The organism is Bifidobacterium sp. LH_416 (genome assembly GCF_056357055.1).
In genome coordinates this window covers 885,355-903,854 of sequence record NZ_JBKEVJ010000001.1, presented here as the reverse complement: position 1 = coordinate 903,854, position 18,500 = coordinate 885,355, and the positions used below count along the sequence as shown (strand labels likewise).

15 protein-coding genes and 4 pseudogenes are annotated in these 18,500 nt (G+C 57.0%); 16 read left to right on the top strand and 3 right to left on the bottom strand.

What is annotated here, in order from left to right:
* Positions 1-32 precede the first annotated feature (32 nt).
* The 9 genes from AC1AY0_RS04105 (at position 33) to AC1AY0_RS04065 (ending at position 8,463) form a co-directional block, all read left to right on the top strand.
* Positions 33-731, top strand: a complete 699-nt coding sequence (locus AC1AY0_RS04105) for a GntR family transcriptional regulator (protein ID WP_476522972.1) — start codon at positions 33-35, stop codon at positions 729-731.
* 245 nt (positions 732-976) lie between these two features.
* Complete coding sequence (locus AC1AY0_RS04100; RefSeq protein ID WP_476522971.1) at positions 977-2,338, top strand: PTS sugar transporter subunit IIC; 1,362 nt, start codon at positions 977-979, stop codon at positions 2,336-2,338.
* A 167-nt stretch (positions 2,339-2,505) separates the two neighbouring features.
* Positions 2,506-2,805, top strand: a complete 300-nt coding sequence (locus AC1AY0_RS04095) for a PTS sugar transporter subunit IIB (RefSeq protein WP_476522970.1) — start codon at positions 2,506-2,508, stop codon at positions 2,803-2,805.
* 59 nt (positions 2,806-2,864) lie between these two features.
* Positions 2,865-3,191 carry a PTS sugar transporter subunit IIA gene (locus tag AC1AY0_RS04090; protein WP_476522969.1) on the top strand — a complete coding sequence of 109 codons (327 nt, stop codon included), beginning with the start codon at positions 2,865-2,867 and terminating at the stop codon, positions 3,189-3,191.
* A 32-nt stretch (positions 3,192-3,223) separates the two neighbouring features.
* Entirely contained in the window at positions 3,224-4,660 is a 1,437-nt protein-coding gene (locus AC1AY0_RS04085; RefSeq protein ID WP_476522968.1) for a 6-phospho-beta-glucosidase, read from the top strand.
* Positions 4,661-4,720: 60 nt separating this feature from the next.
* A complete protein-coding gene (locus AC1AY0_RS04080) occupies positions 4,721-4,981 on the top strand; it encodes an HPr family phosphocarrier protein (RefSeq protein WP_476522967.1) in 261 nt (86 codons plus the stop codon).
* A complete protein-coding gene (gene ptsP, locus AC1AY0_RS04075; protein ID WP_476522966.1) occupies positions 4,981-6,609 on the top strand; it encodes a phosphoenolpyruvate--protein phosphotransferase in 1,629 nt (542 codons plus the stop codon). Before AC1AY0_RS04080 ends, ptsP begins: the two co-directional genes overlap by 1 nt.
* 177 nt (positions 6,610-6,786) lie before the next feature.
* Entirely contained in the window at positions 6,787-7,545 is a 759-nt protein-coding gene (locus AC1AY0_RS04070; protein ID WP_476525912.1) for a chitosanase, read from the top strand.
* 183 nt (positions 7,546-7,728) lie between these two features.
* On the top strand, positions 7,729-8,463 hold the full coding sequence (locus AC1AY0_RS04065; protein ID WP_476522964.1) for an MIP/aquaporin family protein: 735 nt from the start codon (positions 7,729-7,731) through the stop codon (positions 8,461-8,463).
* An 86-nt stretch (positions 8,464-8,549) separates the two neighbouring features.
* On the opposite strand, the pseudogene AC1AY0_RS04060 reads toward AC1AY0_RS04065, so the two are convergent.
* Positions 8,550-8,825 (bottom strand): annotated as a pseudogene (locus AC1AY0_RS04060) (YHS domain-containing protein); the annotation flags it as partial.
* 84 nt (positions 8,826-8,909) lie between these two features.
* A pseudogene (locus AC1AY0_RS04055) lies at positions 8,910-11,267 on the bottom strand (HAD-IC family P-type ATPase); the annotation flags it as partial.
* 107 nt (positions 11,268-11,374) lie between these two features.
* On the opposite strand from AC1AY0_RS04055, the gene AC1AY0_RS04050 reads away from it, so the two are divergent.
* From AC1AY0_RS04050 to AC1AY0_RS04020, 7 genes and pseudogenes are all read left to right on the top strand, one after another.
* The gene (locus tag AC1AY0_RS04050; RefSeq protein WP_476522963.1) at positions 11,375-11,656 is read left to right on the top strand and encodes a metal-sensitive transcriptional regulator; all 282 of its coding nucleotides are present in this window, start codon (positions 11,375-11,377) and stop codon (positions 11,654-11,656) included.
* 87 nt (positions 11,657-11,743) lie between these two features.
* Positions 11,744-13,189: a DNA recombination protein RmuC gene (locus AC1AY0_RS04045; protein WP_476522962.1), complete on the top strand. Its 1,446-nt coding sequence runs from the start codon at positions 11,744-11,746 to the stop codon at positions 13,187-13,189.
* A 9-nt stretch (positions 13,190-13,198) separates the two neighbouring features.
* A complete protein-coding gene (locus AC1AY0_RS04040; protein WP_476522961.1) occupies positions 13,199-13,828 on the top strand; it encodes a type I phosphoribosyltransferase in 630 nt (209 codons plus the stop codon).
* 18 nt (positions 13,829-13,846) lie between these two features.
* Positions 13,847-14,363: pseudogene (locus tag AC1AY0_RS04035) on the top strand (RNA methyltransferase); the annotation flags it as partial.
* 119 nt (positions 14,364-14,482) lie between these two features.
* A pseudogene (locus AC1AY0_RS04030) lies at positions 14,483-14,752 on the top strand (TrmH family RNA methyltransferase); the annotation flags it as partial.
* An 81-nt stretch (positions 14,753-14,833) separates the two neighbouring features.
* Positions 14,834-15,772 (top strand): ATP-binding cassette domain-containing protein, encoded by a 939-nt coding sequence (locus AC1AY0_RS04025; RefSeq protein ID WP_476522960.1) that lies wholly within the window; start codon positions 14,834-14,836, stop codon positions 15,770-15,772.
* A complete protein-coding gene (locus tag AC1AY0_RS04020; RefSeq protein WP_476522959.1) occupies positions 15,772-16,749 on the top strand; it encodes a permease of ABC transporter system in 978 nt (325 codons plus the stop codon). Before AC1AY0_RS04025 ends, AC1AY0_RS04020 begins: the two co-directional genes overlap by 1 nt.
* Positions 16,750-16,897: 148 nt before the next feature.
* On the opposite strand, the gene AC1AY0_RS04015 is transcribed toward AC1AY0_RS04020, so the two are convergent.
* Positions 16,898-17,866 carry a hypothetical protein gene (locus AC1AY0_RS04015; RefSeq protein ID WP_476522958.1) on the bottom strand — a complete coding sequence of 323 codons (969 nt, stop codon included), beginning with the start codon at positions 17,864-17,866 and terminating at the stop codon, positions 16,898-16,900.
* Between the last annotated feature and the right edge of the window lie 634 nt (positions 17,867-18,500).

The window sequence follows — 18,500 nt, the reverse complement described above, 5'->3', positions numbered from 1 at the left end:
CACTGCTGAATGATGTGGTTTTTGGAGGGCATATGAAATACCGGGAATTGGCAAGGATCCTCAAGGTGGATATCGACAAGGGCAAATACCACGATACGGGCAGACTGCCTACTGAGCCTGAACTCATGGAACAGTATGGTGTGACCCGCTACTGTGTGCGCAACGCCATCGCCCTCCTGGTTGAGCTCGGCGATGTGTATCCGGTGCAGGGCAGCGGCATGTTCGTGCGTGAAAACAGGCGGGAGGGGTGTCTCAACATCAACGGCACGAGGGGTATGACCTCGGAGTTCCCCGGCCATTCCGTGTCTTCCAAGCTGATCAAGCTGGAGCAGCGCGAGGCGGGAGGGGACTCTGCGCGCCTTAAGTGCGCTTCCGATGCCAAGGTCTACAGCGTTTCTCGCCTGCGTCTATTGGACGACGAGCCGTTCGCCATTGAATATGCCCTGTATCTCAAGGAATTCGTTCCATACCTCAACGAGGAGATCGCCAGCGGCTCTATCTATGCGTATATTCGTGAGGATTTGGGGCTGAGCACAGGCTTCGCGGACAAGCTGATATACGCGCGCGAGCTGGATCACGGCCAGGCCGATCTACTTGGTCTGTCGGCGGGTGACCCAGCCTTGGTGGTCGAGGATGATGCCTATCTGGCCAGTGGCCGCATGTTCAACGCCGGTACGGTCTACTACCACTACAAGAAGGCCACTTTTTTTAATTTCGCCGATTTGAAGTAAACGTTTGCATGTGTGTGGGGTGGCATGGCGGCAGTCGTATCGCCCCACGTGCCTTTTTGATAGGCGACACGCTATACCTAAAAATCATTCGAATGAATTTGACACAGTCGAATGAACGTCATATATTGTAGTCAAGTCATTCGAATGTTGCCTATTCATTCGAATGACCTGATTCTATACTGAGAAACCGGGCTGATTAACTTGCCTCAGCCCGGGGTGTTACACCAGTCCAAAGGAGGACGAGAATGAAGGAGTTCGGCAACAAACTGCTCAACGGCTTCATGAAATTCGCGACGACCAAGGCGGTCACCGCGCTGAAGGATGGCTTCGTGCTCACGATGCCGGCCACTCTGGTGGGTTCGCTGTTCCTGTTGCTCGCGAACCTGCCGTTCGAGGGCTACACGGACTTCATGAACAACCTGTTGACCGACAAGTGGAACATCGGTCTGAATCAGGTCTCCGCTGGAACGTTCAACATCCTGGCCATCATCATCGCGGTCGGCATCGGTTACGCCTATGCACGCAATGAGAAGGAAGATGGCATCTCCTCTGGCCTGCTGGCCTTGGTCGCCTTCTTTATCCTCTCTCCATCATCAGTGAGCATCGACCACAGTACCGTCGACGCAATCAAGGAGGGTACCACCGCCTCCGTGTCCGGCGCGATTTCCACTTCGTGGACCGGTGGCAACGGTGTGATTACCGCCATCATCGTTGGCCTACTGTCTGGTCTGGTGTTCGTCAAGTGCATGAAGCACAACCTCAAGATCAAGTTGCCCGACTCCGTGCCCGAAGGCGTGTCCAACGCATTCTCAGCCATGATTCCCGGATTCTTCGTGGTGCTCGGCTCCGCGGTCATCTACCACCTGTGCCAGGCACTCGGCGGAGTGAGCTTTACCGAGCTCATCTTCAAGATCCTGCAGACCCCGATGCAGAACCTCACCGACAACTGGGCTGGCGCAATCATCATCACGCTGCTCATCTCCATCCTCTTCTGGTGCGGCATCCACGGCCCGAACGTCGTCATGGGCATCATGGCTCCGCTGCTGACCGCTAACTCCGTGGCCAACCAGGCCCTCATGGACGCCGGTAAGGCCGTGACCACCGCCGACGGCGGACACATCCTCACCCCGCAGATCGTCGACTGCTTCGTCAAGTTCGGCGGCACCGGCATCACCCTCGGCCTGCTCATTGCCGGCCTTATCGTTGCCAAGTCCAGCCAGATGAAGGAAATGTCGAAGCTGTCCATCGTGCCCGGCCTGTTCAACATCAACGAGCCGGTCATCTTCGGCCTGCCGATTGTGTTCAACCCGTTCTTCCTGATTCCGTTCATCGTCGTCCCGCTGATCGCCATGATTATCACCTACGGCGCGATGTACATCGGCTTCATGCCTCCGTTCGGCGCCGTCCAGGTGCCGTGGACCACCCCGGTGATCATCTCCGGCTTCCTGCTGGGCGGCTGGAAGGGCGCGCTCATCCAGCTCATCATCCTCGTGATCTCCGTGGTTGTCTACCTGCCGTTCGTCAAGAAGCAGGATCAGGCATGGATCGCTGAACAGGCCGCAAACGAAGCCGATCTCGAAACCGCTGCTGCAGCAGCCAAGGCCTGAGCCGCCGTATCGAACGGTCCAACTCTTCCGATTGGCAACAGCCGGAAGCATGGGAGCCCGGTATGAGCAACCACCCTTGCCGGGCTCCCTCCCTAATCAACACTTAAATACATCCCAACAACCAACCGCTCCACGATTGGTGTGGGGCCCACTGAAAGGAAAACATCATGAAGATCGTACTGTGCTGCAATGCCGGAATGTCCACCAGCATGCTGGTCAAGAAGATGCGCGCCGCCGCCGAAGCCAAGGGCGTCGAGGCTGAGATCGACGCCTACCCGATTTCCGAGGTCGAGGAGAAGGCCGCGAACGCCGACGCCGTGCTGCTCGGACCGCAGGTGCGCTACGAGCTCGACCACGTCAAGAAACTGCTGCCCGGTAAGCCGGTCGAGGCCATCAACCCGCAGGACTACGGCATGGTGCGCGGAGACAAGGTACTCGAACACGCCATCGCCATTGCCGCCAAGTAACCCGGCGCCAACAGACAGATAACAGATAGCCAAAACAACGAATCAAGGGTGGCAACACAATGGCAGATGACAACAAAGACTTTGATTGGGAGACCCTCTGCTTCCAGATGATCACGGCCGCGGGAAGCGCCAAATCCGACTACATCGAGGCGCTGCAGGCGGCCAAGGCCGGCAAATACGACAAGGCAGACGAGCTCATCAAGAGCGGTGATGCAAGCTTCGCGACCGGCCACGATTTGCACACCAATCTCGTGCAGCGTGAGGCGGCGGGCGAAAAAATCGAGGTCAGCCTGCTCATGACGCATGTCGAGGACCAGATGATGGCCGCGGAGACCGTCAAACTGCTGGTCAACGAGCTCATCGCGCTGTACAAGAAGATCAACTGATCCACAGGGCTTATCAGGAAAAGGAACACAACATGGGTTTCCCAAGCAACTTTCTGTGGGGCGGCGCAGTGGCCGCCCACCAGCTCGAAGGTGCGTGGAACGAAGACGGCAAGGGCGTATCCATCGCCGACGTGATGACCGCGGGCGCGCACGGCGTGCCCCGGCAGATCACCGATAGCGTCGAGACCGGCAAGATCTACCCGAACCACTGGGGCAACGACTACTACCACCGCTTCCGCGGCGACGATTCGCTGTTCCAGGAGATGGGCTTCAAATGCTTCCGCACCTCCATCGCCTGGTCGCGCATCTTCCCTAACGGCGAGGAGGACGAGCCCAACGAGGCCGGACTGAAGTTCTACGACGACCTGTTCGACGACCTCAAGGCCAAGGGCATGGAACCGGTCGTGACGCTCTCCCACTTCGAGATGCCGCTCAACCTGAGCCTCAAATACGGAGGATTCACCGACCGCAGGCTCATCGACCTGTTCGTCAAGTTCGCGCTCACCGTCATGGAACGCTACAAGACCAAGGTGAAGTACTGGCTGACCTTCAACGAGGTCAACAACCAGATGAACCTCGACAACCCGATCTTCGCCTACACCGACTCCGGTATTCGGTTCTCCGAGACAGATACGATTAACGAGCGCAAGCGCAAGGTCTGGCAGGCCGTGCACAACGAGTTCGTCGCCAGCGCCCTGGTCGTCAAGCGCGGCCACGAGATCAACCCCGACTTCCGGATCGGATGCATGCTGGCCATCGTGCCGATCTACCCGGCCACCTGCGACCCCGACGACGTGATGCGCGCCGAAGTCGCCATGCGCGACCGGCTCGTGTTCGGCGACGTGTACGTTAACGGCGAATACCCGAACTATGCGAGGAACATGTGGGCCCGCGAGGACGTGGCCCCGCACATGGAGCCGGGAGACGAGACGGCCATCGCCGAAGGCACCGTCGACTTCATCTCCATCAGCTACTACATGTCGATGGCCCTGTCCGCTGACGACTCCACCCCCGGCGACTTCGACTCCGGCATCGCCGGCGTGGTGCGCAACACATATATCCCCGCCACCAAATGGGGCTGGCAGATCGACCCCGTCGGCCTGCGCTACGCGCTGAGCGTCCTGTACGAACGCTACCGCAAGCCGATCTTCATCGTGGAGAACGGCTACGGCGCATACGACACCGTCAACCCGGACGGCACCATCGACGACGACGACCGCATCGACTACCTGCGCGCGCACATCGAACAGGTCGGCAAGGCCATCGACCTCGACGGCGTGGAGGTCATGGGCTACACCGTGTGGGGCTGCATCGACTTGGTCAGCTTCGGCACCGGCGAATTCAAGAAACGCTACGGGCTGATCTACGTCGACGCCGACGACGAAGGCCACGGCACCTTCGAACGCCGTCGCAAGAAATCCTTCGGCTGGTACCAGAAGGTCATCGCCACCAACGGCGAACAGCTGTAAACCACAGCACGTATACAAGGCGCTTCAAGCGCAACACATCAAACGCATAAAGGAATCATCATGTCTCAGGAATTCACGTTCACCGTATCCGACCCCGAGGGCATGCACGCCCGCCCCGCAGGCCTGCTGGTCGCCAAGGCACAGGGATACGATTCGACCATCATCGTCTCCTACAACGGCAAGTCCGTGGACGCCAAGCGTATCTTCGGCGTCATGGGGCTCGGCGTCAAGCAGGGCGACAAGGTCATCGTCAAGGTGCAGGGTAACGACGAGGTTAAGGCCGCCGCCGAATTCGAGCAGTTCCTCAAGGAGAACCTGTGATGCGGACGATACAAGGCGTTGGAGTCTCCGCCGGCATCGCCATCGGTGCGATCCGTGTGCTTGATACCGCCGACCATGCTGTCGAGCGCCGTGTGGTCGACGACCCGCAAGCCGAGGTAGAGCGATTCCGCGCGGCCCGTGATGCGGCAGTCGCCCAATTGAAGCAGCTGCGTGATAAGACCGCCGCCGAATTTGGCGAGGGCAAGGCCGAACTATTCGACACCCACCAGCTCATGCTTCAGGACCCGGATTATGTGGAAAGCATCGAGGACCTGATCACATCGAGTAAGGTGAACGCCGAGTATGCGGTCAACAGCACCGCCGAACAGTTCGCTGCTATGTTCGCCGCGATGGATAACTCGTACATGCAGGCTCGCGCAGCCGACGTCAAGGACGTCTCCCGCCGCGTGATTAATGTGCTTGAAGGCAAGCGTGGTGGAGCTGCTGCGGATGATGAAGGCGGCGAGAGTCGGATTATTCTTGCCGAGGACCTGGCCCCCAGCGAGACCGTGCAGCTCGACCGTGCCAAGGTCCTGGGCTTCGTGACTGCCAAGGGTTCCGCGAACTCGCATACCGCGATTTTGGCCCGCACGATGGGATTGCCTGCCATCATCGGTATCGGTGACGCTTTCAATCCGGCAGACGATGGACACACCGCCGTGATTGACGGCACCAGTGGCCTGGTGTTCGTTGACCCGGATGAGGCCACGCTGGACGAATACCGGGGTAGGAAGGCCAAGTACGAGGAGCACTTGCGCCTGTTGCAGGAGCTCAAGGGCAAGCCCACCGAGACCAAGGATGGTCAAAAGGTTCGTCTGTACGCCAATATCGGCCGGCCTTCCGACGTGACCGCTGTATTGGCCAATGACGCCGAAGGCATCGGCCTGTTCCGCAGTGAGTTCCTGTACCTGGAAAGCGAGGACTACCCGACCGAGGAGTTCCAGTTCAAGGCGTATAAGGAGGTCGCGCAGAAGATGGGCGACCGTCTGGTCGTCATCCGCACGCTCGACATCGGCGCGGACAAGCAGGTCGGCTACTTCAACCTGGAGCACGAGGACAACCCCGCGCTCGGCTACCGCGCCATCCGCATCTGCCTGACCCGCCCGGAGATCTTCAAGGTCCAGCTGCGTGCCCTGCTGCGCGCCTCCGTGTACGGCAATATCGCCATCATGCTGCCCATGATCACTTCGGTCCAGGAGGCGCGTGACGCCAAGCAGATCCTCGACGAGGTCAAGAGCGAGCTGCGCGGCGAGCACGTCGACTTCAACGAACACATCCAGGTCGGCATCATGATCGAGACGCCCGCCTCGGTCATCATGGCCGACGAACTGGCCGCCGAGGTCGACTTCTTCTCCATCGGTACCAATGATTTGACCCAGTACACGCTGGCTTGCGACCGGCAGAACCCGAACCTTGGACGCTTCGCCGATCCACATTCGCCCGCCGTGCTGCGCATGATCCGCATGGCCACCGAAGCGGCGCATCGTCACGGCATCTGGTGCGGCATCTGCGGCGAACTTGGTGCGGACCTGAGCCTGACTGACACGTTCCTCGAAATCGGACTCGACGAACTGTCCGTCTCGCCCACCAGCGTCCTGCCCCTGCGCAACGCCATCCGCAACCACTGAGTAATGAACGGCACCACACCATCGACACCGGAAAATGACTCGCCCCGCCTGCCGACGCATGCCGGCATGCGGGGCGTCGCGTCCGTAGCTGTGATTATCGCTCTATCTGGTGCCTGGTGCTCCGCGTCGCAATCAGTCGTGCGGCTGCGAAACATCAGAGCAGCAGCGTCCACATCGGTGCAATCCCCGCACTCCGTTGGGCAGAGCATCGGCGCTGGAGACCTGCGCAAGACCGTGTATGCACTTGTTTCCAGCGCCGAGAACAGCACCGCCGACTACTCCCGGGCGTATTCATACATCGAGGACATCGGCGACGGGCGAGGATACACGGGCGGCATCGTGGGGTTCACCTCCGGCACCGGCGACATGCTCGACGTGGTGCGTCGATACACGCGGATTGAACCAGACAATCGGCTCGTGCGATTCCTGCCCGCGCTGGCCGACGCCAACGGCACCGACACCCACAAGGGACTGGGCGACAATTTCACTGCTGCGTGGAAACGCGCGGCCAATGACCGGAAGTTCATCGAGGCTCAGAACGACATCGTGCGCGAGCAATACCTCGATCCTGCCGTCCGATACGCGCGGAAGGACGGGCTCTCACCGCTAGGGCAATATATCTATTACGACGCATTAGTAGTCCATGGGCCTGGGTCCGCGGATGATAGAAGTAGTTTTCAGGCGATCCGCGCCACGGCAATGAAGGCTGCAGAGACGCCCTCCCGAGGAGGCGACGAGGCAACCTACCTGCGCACGTTCCTTGACGTCCGAGCCCCGGTGATGCAATCGGAAGAAGCTCACCGCGATTTGTCACGGTTGCAGGCTCAACTCGGATTCATCAACGACGGCAATTTCCAGCTGGAGCTTCCGTTGCATTGGACGATGTATGGCGACCGGTATGAGCTCACCGCATCAATGTTGAGTCACTTGCCATGAAGCATCGCCGCCGTTTTTTCTTGATTTTAACCGTTCGTCCCAGTTCCATTTGCGAGTCGTATAGCTTTGTTGCACGTTCAGCCCTCGGCGTACACTTGCCTAGTTTGCTTGACTCCTGCTTTTCGAATGCTTTTCGCAAAGTAGTCTCATCACCCCAAGTAATTAGGAAGAAAAGAAGAAGCAGTGGAATACTCCCTCTTTACCAAGCTGGCTGCCGAGTTCTTCGGTACTGCCATTCTGATGATTTTCGGCAACGGCTCTGTGGCCAACGTCGAACTGAAGAACACCAAGGGCCATCACGCTGGCTGGCTGAACATCGCCATGGGCTACGGCTTTGGTGTGATGTTCCCGGTACTGATGTTCGGTGCCGTTTCCGGTGCACACATCAACCCGGCTATGACTCTCGCTCAGGCCATCAACGGCCTGTTCCCGTGGAACGAAGTGCTGCCATACATCATTGCGCAGATGCTCGGCGCTGCTCTGGGCCAGTTCATCGTCTACCTGACGTATTGGCCGCATTACAAGGAGACTGAGGATGCCGAGGCCATTCTTGGCACCTTCTGCACCACCGACGCTCACAACGACAAGGCCAACTACTTCCTCAACGAGATGTTCGGCACCCTCGTGCTGGTGTTTGGCGCTCTGTGCTGCCTTTCCCTGCCGTGGGGCAAGCAGGATTACGCTGCTGCTTCCATCGTGGTCGGCTTCATTGTGTGGGGCTTGGTGACCTCCATGGGTGGTCCGACTGGCCCTGGCCTGAACCCGGCTCGTGACCTTATGCCGCGACTGCTGCACTCCATTCTGCCGATTCCGTCCAAGGGCTCCTCTCGCTGGGGTGAGGCCTGGATTCCGGTTGTGGCTCCGATTGTGGGCGCCATCATCGGTTGCTGGATGTTCGTGTTCTTCTTCGGCGCCTGATTATTGAATATCGGCTAGAAGCCGTACATAGCAGAGGACCTCCGTCGTAATCGGCGGAGGTCCTCTGTGTTATTAGAGCTATTCGATTACTTCTCCAGGAAGATTTGCGGAGCCTTCATGAAGTTGTTGGCGCAGTGTTCGCCGCAGAAGTAGTAGGTCTTACCTTCGAACTCACGCGTGATGGCGTCTGCGTTCACGCTTACGGTCATGCCGCATACCGGATCGGTCGCGGTTTCGCCATCCACAGGGGCGGCGTGATGCATGTGCATGTTCATATCCATAGGATTCTCCTTGGTGTTGTGTGTTTGACCGGACAAGTGTGTGAGCTCGGTACGATCATCGACGATGATAGTGGGTTCATGATGCGCCGGCACAGGATTGTTCGCGTTGGGAGTAGCCGACGCTGTCGCTGTCGAAGTTGCCGTATCACGGCCGATGCCATTGGTAATCGTTGCCATATGCAGACGATTTGCATTCAGCACAAGGCAAACGGAGCTTAACGCCATGGCCAGGCCGGCGATCATCGGGCTGAGCAACCAGCCGGTGAACGGGAACAATACGCCTGCGGCAATCGGAATACCGATGACGTTGTATCCGAACGCCCAGCCGAGATTTTCTCGTATATTACGCATGGTGACTTCCGAGAGATTGATGGTCTTAATTACGCCGCGCAAATCGCCGCTCATCAACGTCACGTCAGCCGATTGCATGGCCACATCCGTGCCGGTGCCAATGGCAATACCGAGATCGGCCTGAGCCAGAGCTGGAGCATCGTTAATGCCGTCGCCCACCATGGCAATCAGATTGGTTTCCGGTTGCTTCTTGGCTGCGCTACTGCCTGAGCTATTGCCGCTCGCGGCATTGCTGCCGTTCGCGCTATTACCAGTCGCATTGGTACTGCCGTTGTGCTGCTCTATGCCATGCTGAGCATCACGTTCACGTTGCAGTTGCTGGATCCAATGGGCTTTGCCATCAGGTTTGACCTCGCAAATTACGGTGTCGATGCCAACCTCGCGCGCGATACGGCCTGCAACATCCGCCTTATCCCCAGACAACATCACCGTGCGAATGCCACGTGCACGCAATGCCGCAATCGCTTCGATAGAACCGTCTTTAATGGTGTCCTGCTCGTAGCTCGGCTTATCCCAGTCTGCAGTACTGTCGACCACGCCGCGGGTGATGGTGCCCGTTTTATCGAATACCACTGTGCCGATGCGGCGTGCCTGTTCCAAGGCTTTTGCGGACGTAACCAGTACGCCATTGGTGGCACCAAGACCCAATGCCACGGTTACGGAAAGCGGTGTGGCAAGCCCCAGCGCACACGGGCACGCAATAATCAACACGCTCACTGCGGTAACCAGAGCGTGTGCCAATTGCGGGCTCGGACCAACTGAAATCCAAATCGCAAACGTCCACACGGCTATGATCATCACAGCCGGTACGAAATACTTGGCAATACGATCAGCCAACTGTTGCACCGGGGCTTTAGTGGCCTGTGCACGCGCCACCATCGTAGTGATCTGCGAGAGCACGGTATTTGCTCCGATTTGCGTGGCCTGCATAACGCAGTTGCCCTTCAGCAGAACGGTCGCGCCGGTAAGCTGCGTGCCGGCAGTCTTCTGTACCGGCTTGGATTCGCCGGTAATCATCGACTCGTCCACCATGACCTCGCCTGCAACTACGACACCGTCTGTAGGTATACGTTCGCCATTGCGTACCACGAGCAGATCGTTAACGGTAATCGCATCCGCGTCGATGTCTGTGCTGTTCGCCGGGTTCAGCCATTGCGCATCAGAATGCGCATCAGAGAACTCGGTGGTTGCCTCGCCTGCGCTTATATTGCCGATAGCGGTGGCAACGGAATCGTTGAGCTTATGCGCGGTACGTGGACGAAGCTTGATCAGCGACTGTACTGCCTTGCCAGTGCCTTCGCGAGCTTTGTTCTCCAGCAGACGCCCAACCAATACCAAAGTGATGACTACTCCCACGGACTCAAAATAGGGCTCGCGCGAGCCTTCGGGGAACACCCACGGTGCAATGCACGTGACCAGGCTGTACACGTATGCGGCGGTGGTACCCAGCGATACCAGCGAATTCATATCCGGGGAACGATGCGCCAAAGCAGGGAAGCCGACATTATGAATCGGATGCCCACAGTAGAACATGACCGGCGTGATCAGAATGGCTTGAAGCCACGGGTTAACCATCCAATGCGGCACCAACGCAGGATTCGCCATATGGAGCATGGTGGTCACGAATACCGGAATGGTAAGGACTGCACCAATAATCACCAATTTCGTCAGTGAAGTGATCTCATTGCGGCGCTCCTGGGATTCACGCCGTTCGGCTTCCGCTGCGTCAATCGTCGGCGTGTGAGGAGCCTCTGGTGCTGCAGTAGCTTGCACGGCGGAAATATCGGAGTCGCCTTCCACGCGCAGCAGGCCATGCACCATATTCATGCCGCAAGCAAACGGGTATTCGCCGGCCGGAAGTGCCGGAAGCTTCACATCGGTGCTGGTGTTGCCAGGAAGCATGGCATCGAGCCCTAAATCGCCGAACACCACATGCGAGGTGCACTCGCCGGTTTCTTGGCGGTCAAACGTCAGCGTGATTGGCATACCGGCTTTCATATTCACTACGGCGGGGGAGTAGCCGCCTTTAACAGTGATGGTCGCCTGTTGCTGCCCTCCATTGATAGTGCCGGAAGTTCCTTGTTGCGGTGCGAAGAAGAATCGCATAATTGCCCATGTCGCTACCGCGGCCAAGACAATGGCCACAGCCAGAGCGAATACGTTGAACCCCATGATGACTCCTTCCTGCCTCTATTGTACTGACTGACAGTGTATACCCAATACCCCTATAGGGTATATAATCGGTTGTGTTCAGCTTGTGGAATAAGGGGTGACACATTATGCATGGCTATAGCGGGGACAAGGCAAAACTCGTGGCTCGTTTGCGCCGCATTGAAGGCCAAGTGCGTGCGATAGAGCAAATGGTGGAGGATGACAAATACTGCATTGATATCCTCACGCAGATTTCTGCATCGAATTCGGCGTTGAAATCTGTGGCGTTGTTGTTGCTTGATGATCATCTTGGTCACTGCGTTCGTCAGGCGTCGGTTGAGGGCGGGGCAGTGGCTGATGAGAAACTGGCGGAAGCTTCGGCAGCCATTGCGAGATTAGTGAAGTCGTGAGCCGTAAGACTCCCTCCTATCATGCACCCGAAATAGTAGGGGTGGAAAAAATTTTCCCTCTCAAAAAAGTGATGCGATACTGGGTGCATGTTTGAACAAACGGGAAACGTAATCCTGGTGATTGCGGTATTGGTAATTGGCGCGGGGCTCGGGCTCCTCGCAGGTTTTGTGCTTGGTCGTCACAAAGGTCAGGAGATGGCTCGTGGTGCCAAGACGCAAGAGTTGGAGGAGTCGCGAGCTCTGCTGCAAACCGCTCGCAATGATGCGGCTGAATTAAGTTCCGCCAATGCTGCTGCCCGCGCGCAAATTGAGGGACTGAACCAGCAGCTCGCTTTTGTGAAATCACAATTGACGCAAGCGCAGCAGGCTGAGCAGATTCGTATTCAACATGAGCGTGAACGCGCGGCTGCAGAGGCTGAAGAACGCCGTCAGGCTGAGGCCAAGGCGGCTGAAGAAAAGCGGTTGGCTCAAGTTGAGGCTGCTGAAACCAAGCGCCGTGAACAGGAAGCTCGACTCAAAGAGCAGAGCAAGGTGCTGGAAGCGCTGGCTCCTGTGGCCAAAAACCTTGATGCATTGCAGCATAAAGTCACCCAAATTGAAGAAGGCCGCAAGCAGGAGATGGGTGCGCTGGGGGCTCAGCTCAAGGGGCTTAATGATCAGCAAGCTCGTCTGGATAAGGAGACCAGCTCGCTTTCCGCCGCATTGCGCAACAATAAAGTCCGCGGAGCTTGGGGAGAGGCGCAGCTGAAGAACATTGTGGAATCCGCAGGCTTGCTCGAACATGTGGATTTTGATACGCAGGTGGTGGTTACGGGTGCCGATGGCCGTACATTGCGACCGGATATGATCGTGCACTTGCCTGGCGGCAAGACAATTCCGATTGACGCCAAGGTGCCGTATGCCGATTACCAGCGAGCATGCGAGATTCCAGAAACAGCTAGCCCTGAAGATTTGGCTCGACGTGATGATCTGCTGCGCTCGCATGCCAAGGCGCTGCGTGATCACGTGCGTGCTTTAGGTGAAAAGGCATACTGGAACGCTTTTGAGACTGCGCCTGATTTTGTGGTGGCATTCATACCGAATGAGGCGTTGTTGCAGGCCGCGCTCGAAGCTGATCCCACGTTGATGGATGACGCATTCTCCCGCAAGGTGGCGCTGACCTCTCCGGTCACGCTATGGGCCGTGCTGAAATCTGTGGCGTACGCATGGCAGCAGCAGTCGCTGACCGATGATGCCAAGCAGCTGTTCGACTTGTCCCGTGAATTGTATGAGCGCTTTGCTGTGTTGGGCGACTATGCCACCAAGTTGGGTACGCAGATTTCCAAGACGGTCGGAGCGTACAACAAGTTCGCCGCGAGCTTGGAACGCCGTGTGCTTCCGACTGCCCGCAAGCTGCAGAAAATCGAGCCAACCAAGGTCATCGAAGAAGTGCCGCTCATCGAATCAGACAAGGGCAACATCACCGAGCTTTCCGCCCCAGAAGTTGTTCCCTCTGATACCGAATCTGCTACTGCTGACCCCCTCAGGCGATAGGCTTACAGCATGACTGAATCTGGATTCCGCCCGACTGGCACCCCGGACCTTGCCGGTGCAAAGAACACCGCCGATTTCGCGATGATGGAGCCGCGTGAACAGCTTGCCACGTTGCTGAAGCAGCATGTGGTGGGCCGCCCGTTCTCCGAATTGGCTGCAGTGACATTCGATCATCATGCCGCTCCCATCATGGGTCATGTGCTGATTGATGCACTGGAAGATGCCGGATATTCGGTCGATGATTTCGATGCAGTAGGCGCACTGACCGCTGCTGCCGTGCCGATGGTATCCGCCATGATTCAGGCCGCGGCCTCCCGAGGTGAGGATTTGGACGGATTCGTAATGGACTTCGTGTATCCCTCCATCAAGGGGCCGTCCATCGAAGGCCGCCGTGTAGTGTTGCTGGATGCTTGGCTGTCTGAGAAATCCTATGTGCAGACCAGCTCGCTCGTTACCTTGCGTAACGGTAATGAGCTCAGTCTGGACTTCGGTATTGTCGAACAACTCGGTGCCAAGGTAGTGGCCATCGCATCGCTGGTTGGCGGCGGAGCCAAAGAAATCAACGTGGTCAACCCTGCCACGGGAGACAGTCAGGTACTGCCATTCGTTCAGGTCTTCGACGAATCCGAGCTGCGTTAGGCATTAAGAGGAGTAAGCGTGCACGCACCCAACCAGATTTCCTTGGCTGCCAAGGCATCCGGCGAACCAGAATTCCGTGAAGTCGGTGTAGGCCCGTGGGGCGAAACTCATCCCGGCGAACCTCGCCCAGACAATCCAGCATCCCCGAATTATGATGCCCGTTTCGATTCGGAACTGCTGGACAATGGTGATCGCCGCAATGTGCTCGACCGCTACCGGTACTGGTCAGTGCAAGCCATCAAAAGCGATTTGGACGCTCGGGGCCGTCACGATTTTGAAGTGGCAGTAGAAAACTGGACCCACGATTTCAACATCGGTTCCATGGTGCGTACCGCTAACGCATTCCAAGCCAAGCGCGTACACATCGTCGGACCGCACAAGTGGAACCGTAAAGGCGCGCTCATGACCGAGCTCTACCAGCATGTGGAGCATCATCCCTCCATCGCTGAACTCGTGGAATGCTGGCATCATCGTATCGCCGGTGAAATTGCTTATGAACGTGCTCGTGCTGCCGCGGCAGCAATCCATATTCACGAGCTAGGCGCTGCGCCAACCGTGCCGGGCGTTGGTCATATTGAACAATCAGAGTCATCGACTATCGCAGATGCGTTCCGCGGCGGGGCTGTAGCCACGCAATCTGCTATGGCCGAACTTGCAGACGCGGATAATCGCATCAAGGAACTGGAAGCCGCCCGCGTCATCGCACTGGACATCATCCCCGGCGCAGTGCCAATGGAAACCTACCGATTCCCTAAGCGCTGCCTGCTGTTGTTCGGAGCAGAAGGACCAGGACTGAGCCAAAAAGCTCTCGAACTGGCCGATGATGTGGTGTACATTTCCCAATTCGGATCAGTGCGTTCCATCAATGCCGGAGCCGCAGCAGCCGTAGCCATGCATGCTTGGATTGCACAGCATGCCGTGTGATTTCATAGTGGAATGTAATCCCACGCAATAATCTGTTGACACTATGGGCGATTGTGTCGGTTTATCGTCTACAGTTGAATCATGATTGAGATTGAGGGGCTCAGCAAGCGATTCAAAACCAAGCAAGCGCTGAGCAACGTGACCTTCACCGCCGAAGATGGCAAAGTCACAGGCTTCCTGGGCCCTAACGGCGCTGGCAAATCAACCACCATGCGCGCAGCCCTTGGCCTCATCCACCCAGATCAAGGCCATGCATTGATTGACGGCAAACCATTCACCTCATTGCGCGCGCCGATGCGTGCGGTCGGTGCAGTACTTGACGCCAAATCCGCACACAAATCTCGCACGGCACGAGTCCATCTACAAGCCTTGGCATACACGAATAATCTTCCAAAGAAACGTGTGGATGAGGTCATCGACATGACCGGCCTAGCCTCAGTGGCTAATGTGAAAGCCGGTCAATTCTCTCTGGGCATGAGCCAACGCTTATCCATTGCAGCCGCATTGCTGGGCGACCCACATAATCTCGTACTGGACGAACCGATTAACGGGCTCGACCCCGAAGGCGTCAAATGGGTACGAGACTTATGCCGCTACTACGCTTCGGAAGGTCGAGCCGTATTGTTGAGCTCCCATCTGATGAGCGAAGTGGCGCTTACTGCCGACAATCTGGTCATTATTGGCCAAGGACATATCCTGGAAACCACAACAGTCAACTCATTTGTTGCAGAACATTCCACGAAATCCATTCGCGTAGTGACTCCCGAACCAGGCAAGCTTCATGCCATTTTTGCTCGCGCGCCCGAAGTTACCGTCGCGCCCGATACACGCACGCCTAACGATCCTCCAATAGGCGAAGTGTTCCGCATCACCGGCGCAGACCTTGCCGCCGCAGCCCAAGTATTCGCCCAAGCCGGACTGGTCACCTACGAATTCGTCGAAGAACACGCCTCCCTGGAAGAGGCATACATGGCGCTGACCCATAACCAGGCCGAATACCGCGCCAAGGAGGTCGGGTAATGAACAACAGCGCCAACGGCACCAATAGCTCCAACCCTGCCACCGGCTCTAGCGCATCCGCCGTACGCCGCGCTCCCAGCCGTCGCGCCAATCGCATGTACCGCCGCGCACGACTCACCTTCCAAGGCTCCCTCAAAGCGGAACTTCTGAAGCTTTGGTCACTGAACTCAACCAAAGTCCTGCTTGGCATTGCCGTTGTACTGATGCTTGCCATGTCTGCACTGAGCTCATGGAGCGTAACCTTCCTAGCATCAACCGATCTGAACACCGGCAAAGCACTTGACACTCCCAAGCCCATCGCCGCAGCCGACTTGTGGGCAGTCCTCGCATCCTCAGGTTCCACCGCCGCACTGGTTATCGGCATTTTCGGTGTCATGGCCATCACCAGCGAATACACCACATCAGCTGTGCAGTCGAGCCTGACCGTCAATCCCAGGCGCGGCATGTTCTACGTCACCAAATCCATAGCCGTCGCACTCTTCGCGCTCGCCGCAGGAATCGTCGGTATTGCGCTGGCTGCCGGAATACTTTGGCTGTTCACCAACGGCCATGACGTCACGGCTCTTGCGGATGATCAGTGGCGCATTATTCCGGTCACCTTAATCGGTTTCCCGGTAGCCATCGTGCTTACTGCGCTCTTTGCCCAAGGGCTCGGCGGACTTACCCGCTCCACCGTAGGCGGAGTATGTGCTTTAGTGGTTCTGTTCATGGTGCTGTCATCGGTACTGTCCATAACCTCACTGGCGGTGAGCAAAGTTGAATGGCTTGGCACATTGTCATACCTCACGCCAGACTCAGCCATGAATCATTTCCTCGGCGCCGGCATCGACAGCTCTGCGCAAGCAACGCTTGCCGAAGCTACAAAACCAAACTATTGGATCCCCGAATGGTGGCAATCCGGCCTCATCCTTGCCGTATGGACCGCCGCCGCATGGATTGGCGGTCTCCTCGTCACGCAAAAAGCCGATATCAAATAACGCTTGGGTTGTAGTGCTTTGCACCACGTATGTTGCTGCGTTGCGGCGGTGCTGCGTGGAATCTGTTATGCCGGCGTCACTGGTAATTCGAAACGCGATTCTGCTGTGTTGCGCATACTGGATGTACATTGGCGCTGTGCTGCATTCGCTATCCCAATCCCATTGTCGTCGTGGCACGAGGTATCCCGACTGCCCGCAACTTGTTGAGCATTGGGTGCCTTTTCATCACATCCTCATACGTGAATCGAACTATGGCATCAACTTTGGCCCGATAGAGTCCGGTTTCCCTCTCTTTTTCTGCCTGAACTGCACTGCGAACTCCTTTTCGATCATTCATATCCGGATTCACATACTTTTCGTAACCGTCGAATTCGCCCACAACAACACGGCCGGTCGGCAGCCGCCAGAGATAATCCACTCTATAGATGGCTCCGGTTTGCGGGTCGATGATTTCCTGTTGCAAGTCAGGAACCATGAGCCCGCCTTCAATAATGGTTCCTAATCCAAGTGATTCGCCGCCATTTTCGCTTGCGGGGTTGGCATAATGCAGCAAACGGAATATGGGTGCACAATCGTGCCGCATGGCGCCGCAAATATTCAGAATATTTGTAACGGTGACTCCTTTGCGCAACGCCGAATTGATAATCGGCAATGCAAAACGGAACTCTGTAGTTAGACCGCAATCCACCACTGTTCTGGCCTTGCTAGTGACAGGCAATTCCCCGACATATTCCGGTATGCAATGTGACGCAGATATCCGTTTCACCTGTGTGCTACTGGCATTGGGCCCCTGCGATGTGGTGATGATAGAGATGGAGCCATCATGAAGATGCCACTGATGTTCAAGACCATGGATGGCGGCCGCTGTGATTCCGGCGAAAACCCAATGGGGATGCTTGAGATGAAGCGTGCGGGCTATGTGCCTTGTGCGCTCGTCAGGCTTTAACGAATCCCAGTATTCCTGCTTCGCGTACATGTTGGGGGATACGCGCTTGAGCTCGAGCGCCTGCACGCGTCGTGCCAGTGCTGAGCGGTGTGCTTTGGTTATTCCATAAGCGCATCGGTGCTCTGCCTCGGCTTGGGCAATAAGGGCGTCTACTTCTTTGTGATGTTTCATAGCTCGACGGTATGGCAATGAAAGGTATGGAGTCCACTTGCGCGAGGCAATGTGGTTCCAGCTTTATCGGTTGGTGGTGCTGTTAATGATTTTGGCGGATTATGGCCGATTGCGTGGTGCTTGGTTCTGTTCTTCATACGGGTGAATGTGGATAACTGACGAGATATTTGATGCCGGTGGTCGTGCATATGTTCGATTGGCTCTTGTGAGGTGATTGTGCAGCTCGGAGCGGGGCATTTCTGCGGGTCGGTTGCGGTTTTGCCTCGGTGGGAAGCCGTCAACGGGGTATTTCCTCGGGCTAGCAGAGAATTTGCCTCCATGACGGGCAATGCGTGGGGCAAATCCTCGACTAATCCGTGGTTCTGCCCTGGTGGGAGGCATCCAGTGGGGTGTTTCCTCTGTCTGTCTGATGATTTGCTCCGCTGAGGGGCTGTTGATGAGGTGGATTATCGGGTAACCCGAGGTTTTGCCCCGATACGGGATTATCAGCAGGGCATTTTCATGGCTAGCCCGAGGTTTTGCCTCGGTGAGAGGTGGACAGTGCGGTAAGACCCTGGCCTAACCGAGGATTTGCTTCGGTGAGGAACTGCTAATGGGGTATTCCCTTGGTCTGCTCGATGATTTGCCCCGTTGA

What these genes read in the sequence shown, in the direction of transcription:
- AC1AY0_RS04105 (WP_476522972.1), top strand. Translation starts at nt 33, where the DNA reads ATGAAATACCGGGAATTGGCAAGGATCCTCAAGGTGGATATCGACAAG.
- AC1AY0_RS04100 (WP_476522971.1), top strand. Translation starts at nt 977, where the DNA reads ATGAAGGAGTTCGGCAACAAACTGCTCAACGGCTTCATGAAATTCGCG.
- AC1AY0_RS04095 (WP_476522970.1), top strand. Translation starts at nt 2,506, where the DNA reads ATGAAGATCGTACTGTGCTGCAATGCCGGAATGTCCACCAGCATGCTG.
- AC1AY0_RS04090 (WP_476522969.1), top strand. Translation starts at nt 2,865, where the DNA reads ATGGCAGATGACAACAAAGACTTTGATTGGGAGACCCTCTGCTTCCAG.
- AC1AY0_RS04085 (WP_476522968.1), top strand. Translation starts at nt 3,224, where the DNA reads ATGGGTTTCCCAAGCAACTTTCTGTGGGGCGGCGCAGTGGCCGCCCAC.
- AC1AY0_RS04080 (WP_476522967.1), top strand. Translation starts at nt 4,721, where the DNA reads ATGTCTCAGGAATTCACGTTCACCGTATCCGACCCCGAGGGCATGCAC.
- ptsP (WP_476522966.1), top strand. Translation starts at nt 4,981, where the DNA reads ATGCGGACGATACAAGGCGTTGGAGTCTCCGCCGGCATCGCCATCGGT.
- AC1AY0_RS04050 (WP_476522963.1), top strand. Translation starts at nt 11,375, where the DNA reads ATGCATGGCTATAGCGGGGACAAGGCAAAACTCGTGGCTCGTTTGCGC.
- AC1AY0_RS04045 (WP_476522962.1), top strand. Translation starts at nt 11,744, where the DNA reads ATGTTTGAACAAACGGGAAACGTAATCCTGGTGATTGCGGTATTGGTA.
- AC1AY0_RS04040 (WP_476522961.1), top strand. Translation starts at nt 13,199, where the DNA reads ATGACTGAATCTGGATTCCGCCCGACTGGCACCCCGGACCTTGCCGGT.
- AC1AY0_RS04025 (WP_476522960.1), top strand. Translation starts at nt 14,834, where the DNA reads ATGATTGAGATTGAGGGGCTCAGCAAGCGATTCAAAACCAAGCAAGCG.
- AC1AY0_RS04020 (WP_476522959.1), top strand. Translation starts at nt 15,772, where the DNA reads ATGAACAACAGCGCCAACGGCACCAATAGCTCCAACCCTGCCACCGGC.
- AC1AY0_RS04015 (WP_476522958.1), bottom strand. Translation starts at nt 17,866, where the DNA reads ATGAAACATCACAAAGAAGTAGACGCCCTTATTGCCCAAGCCGAGGCA.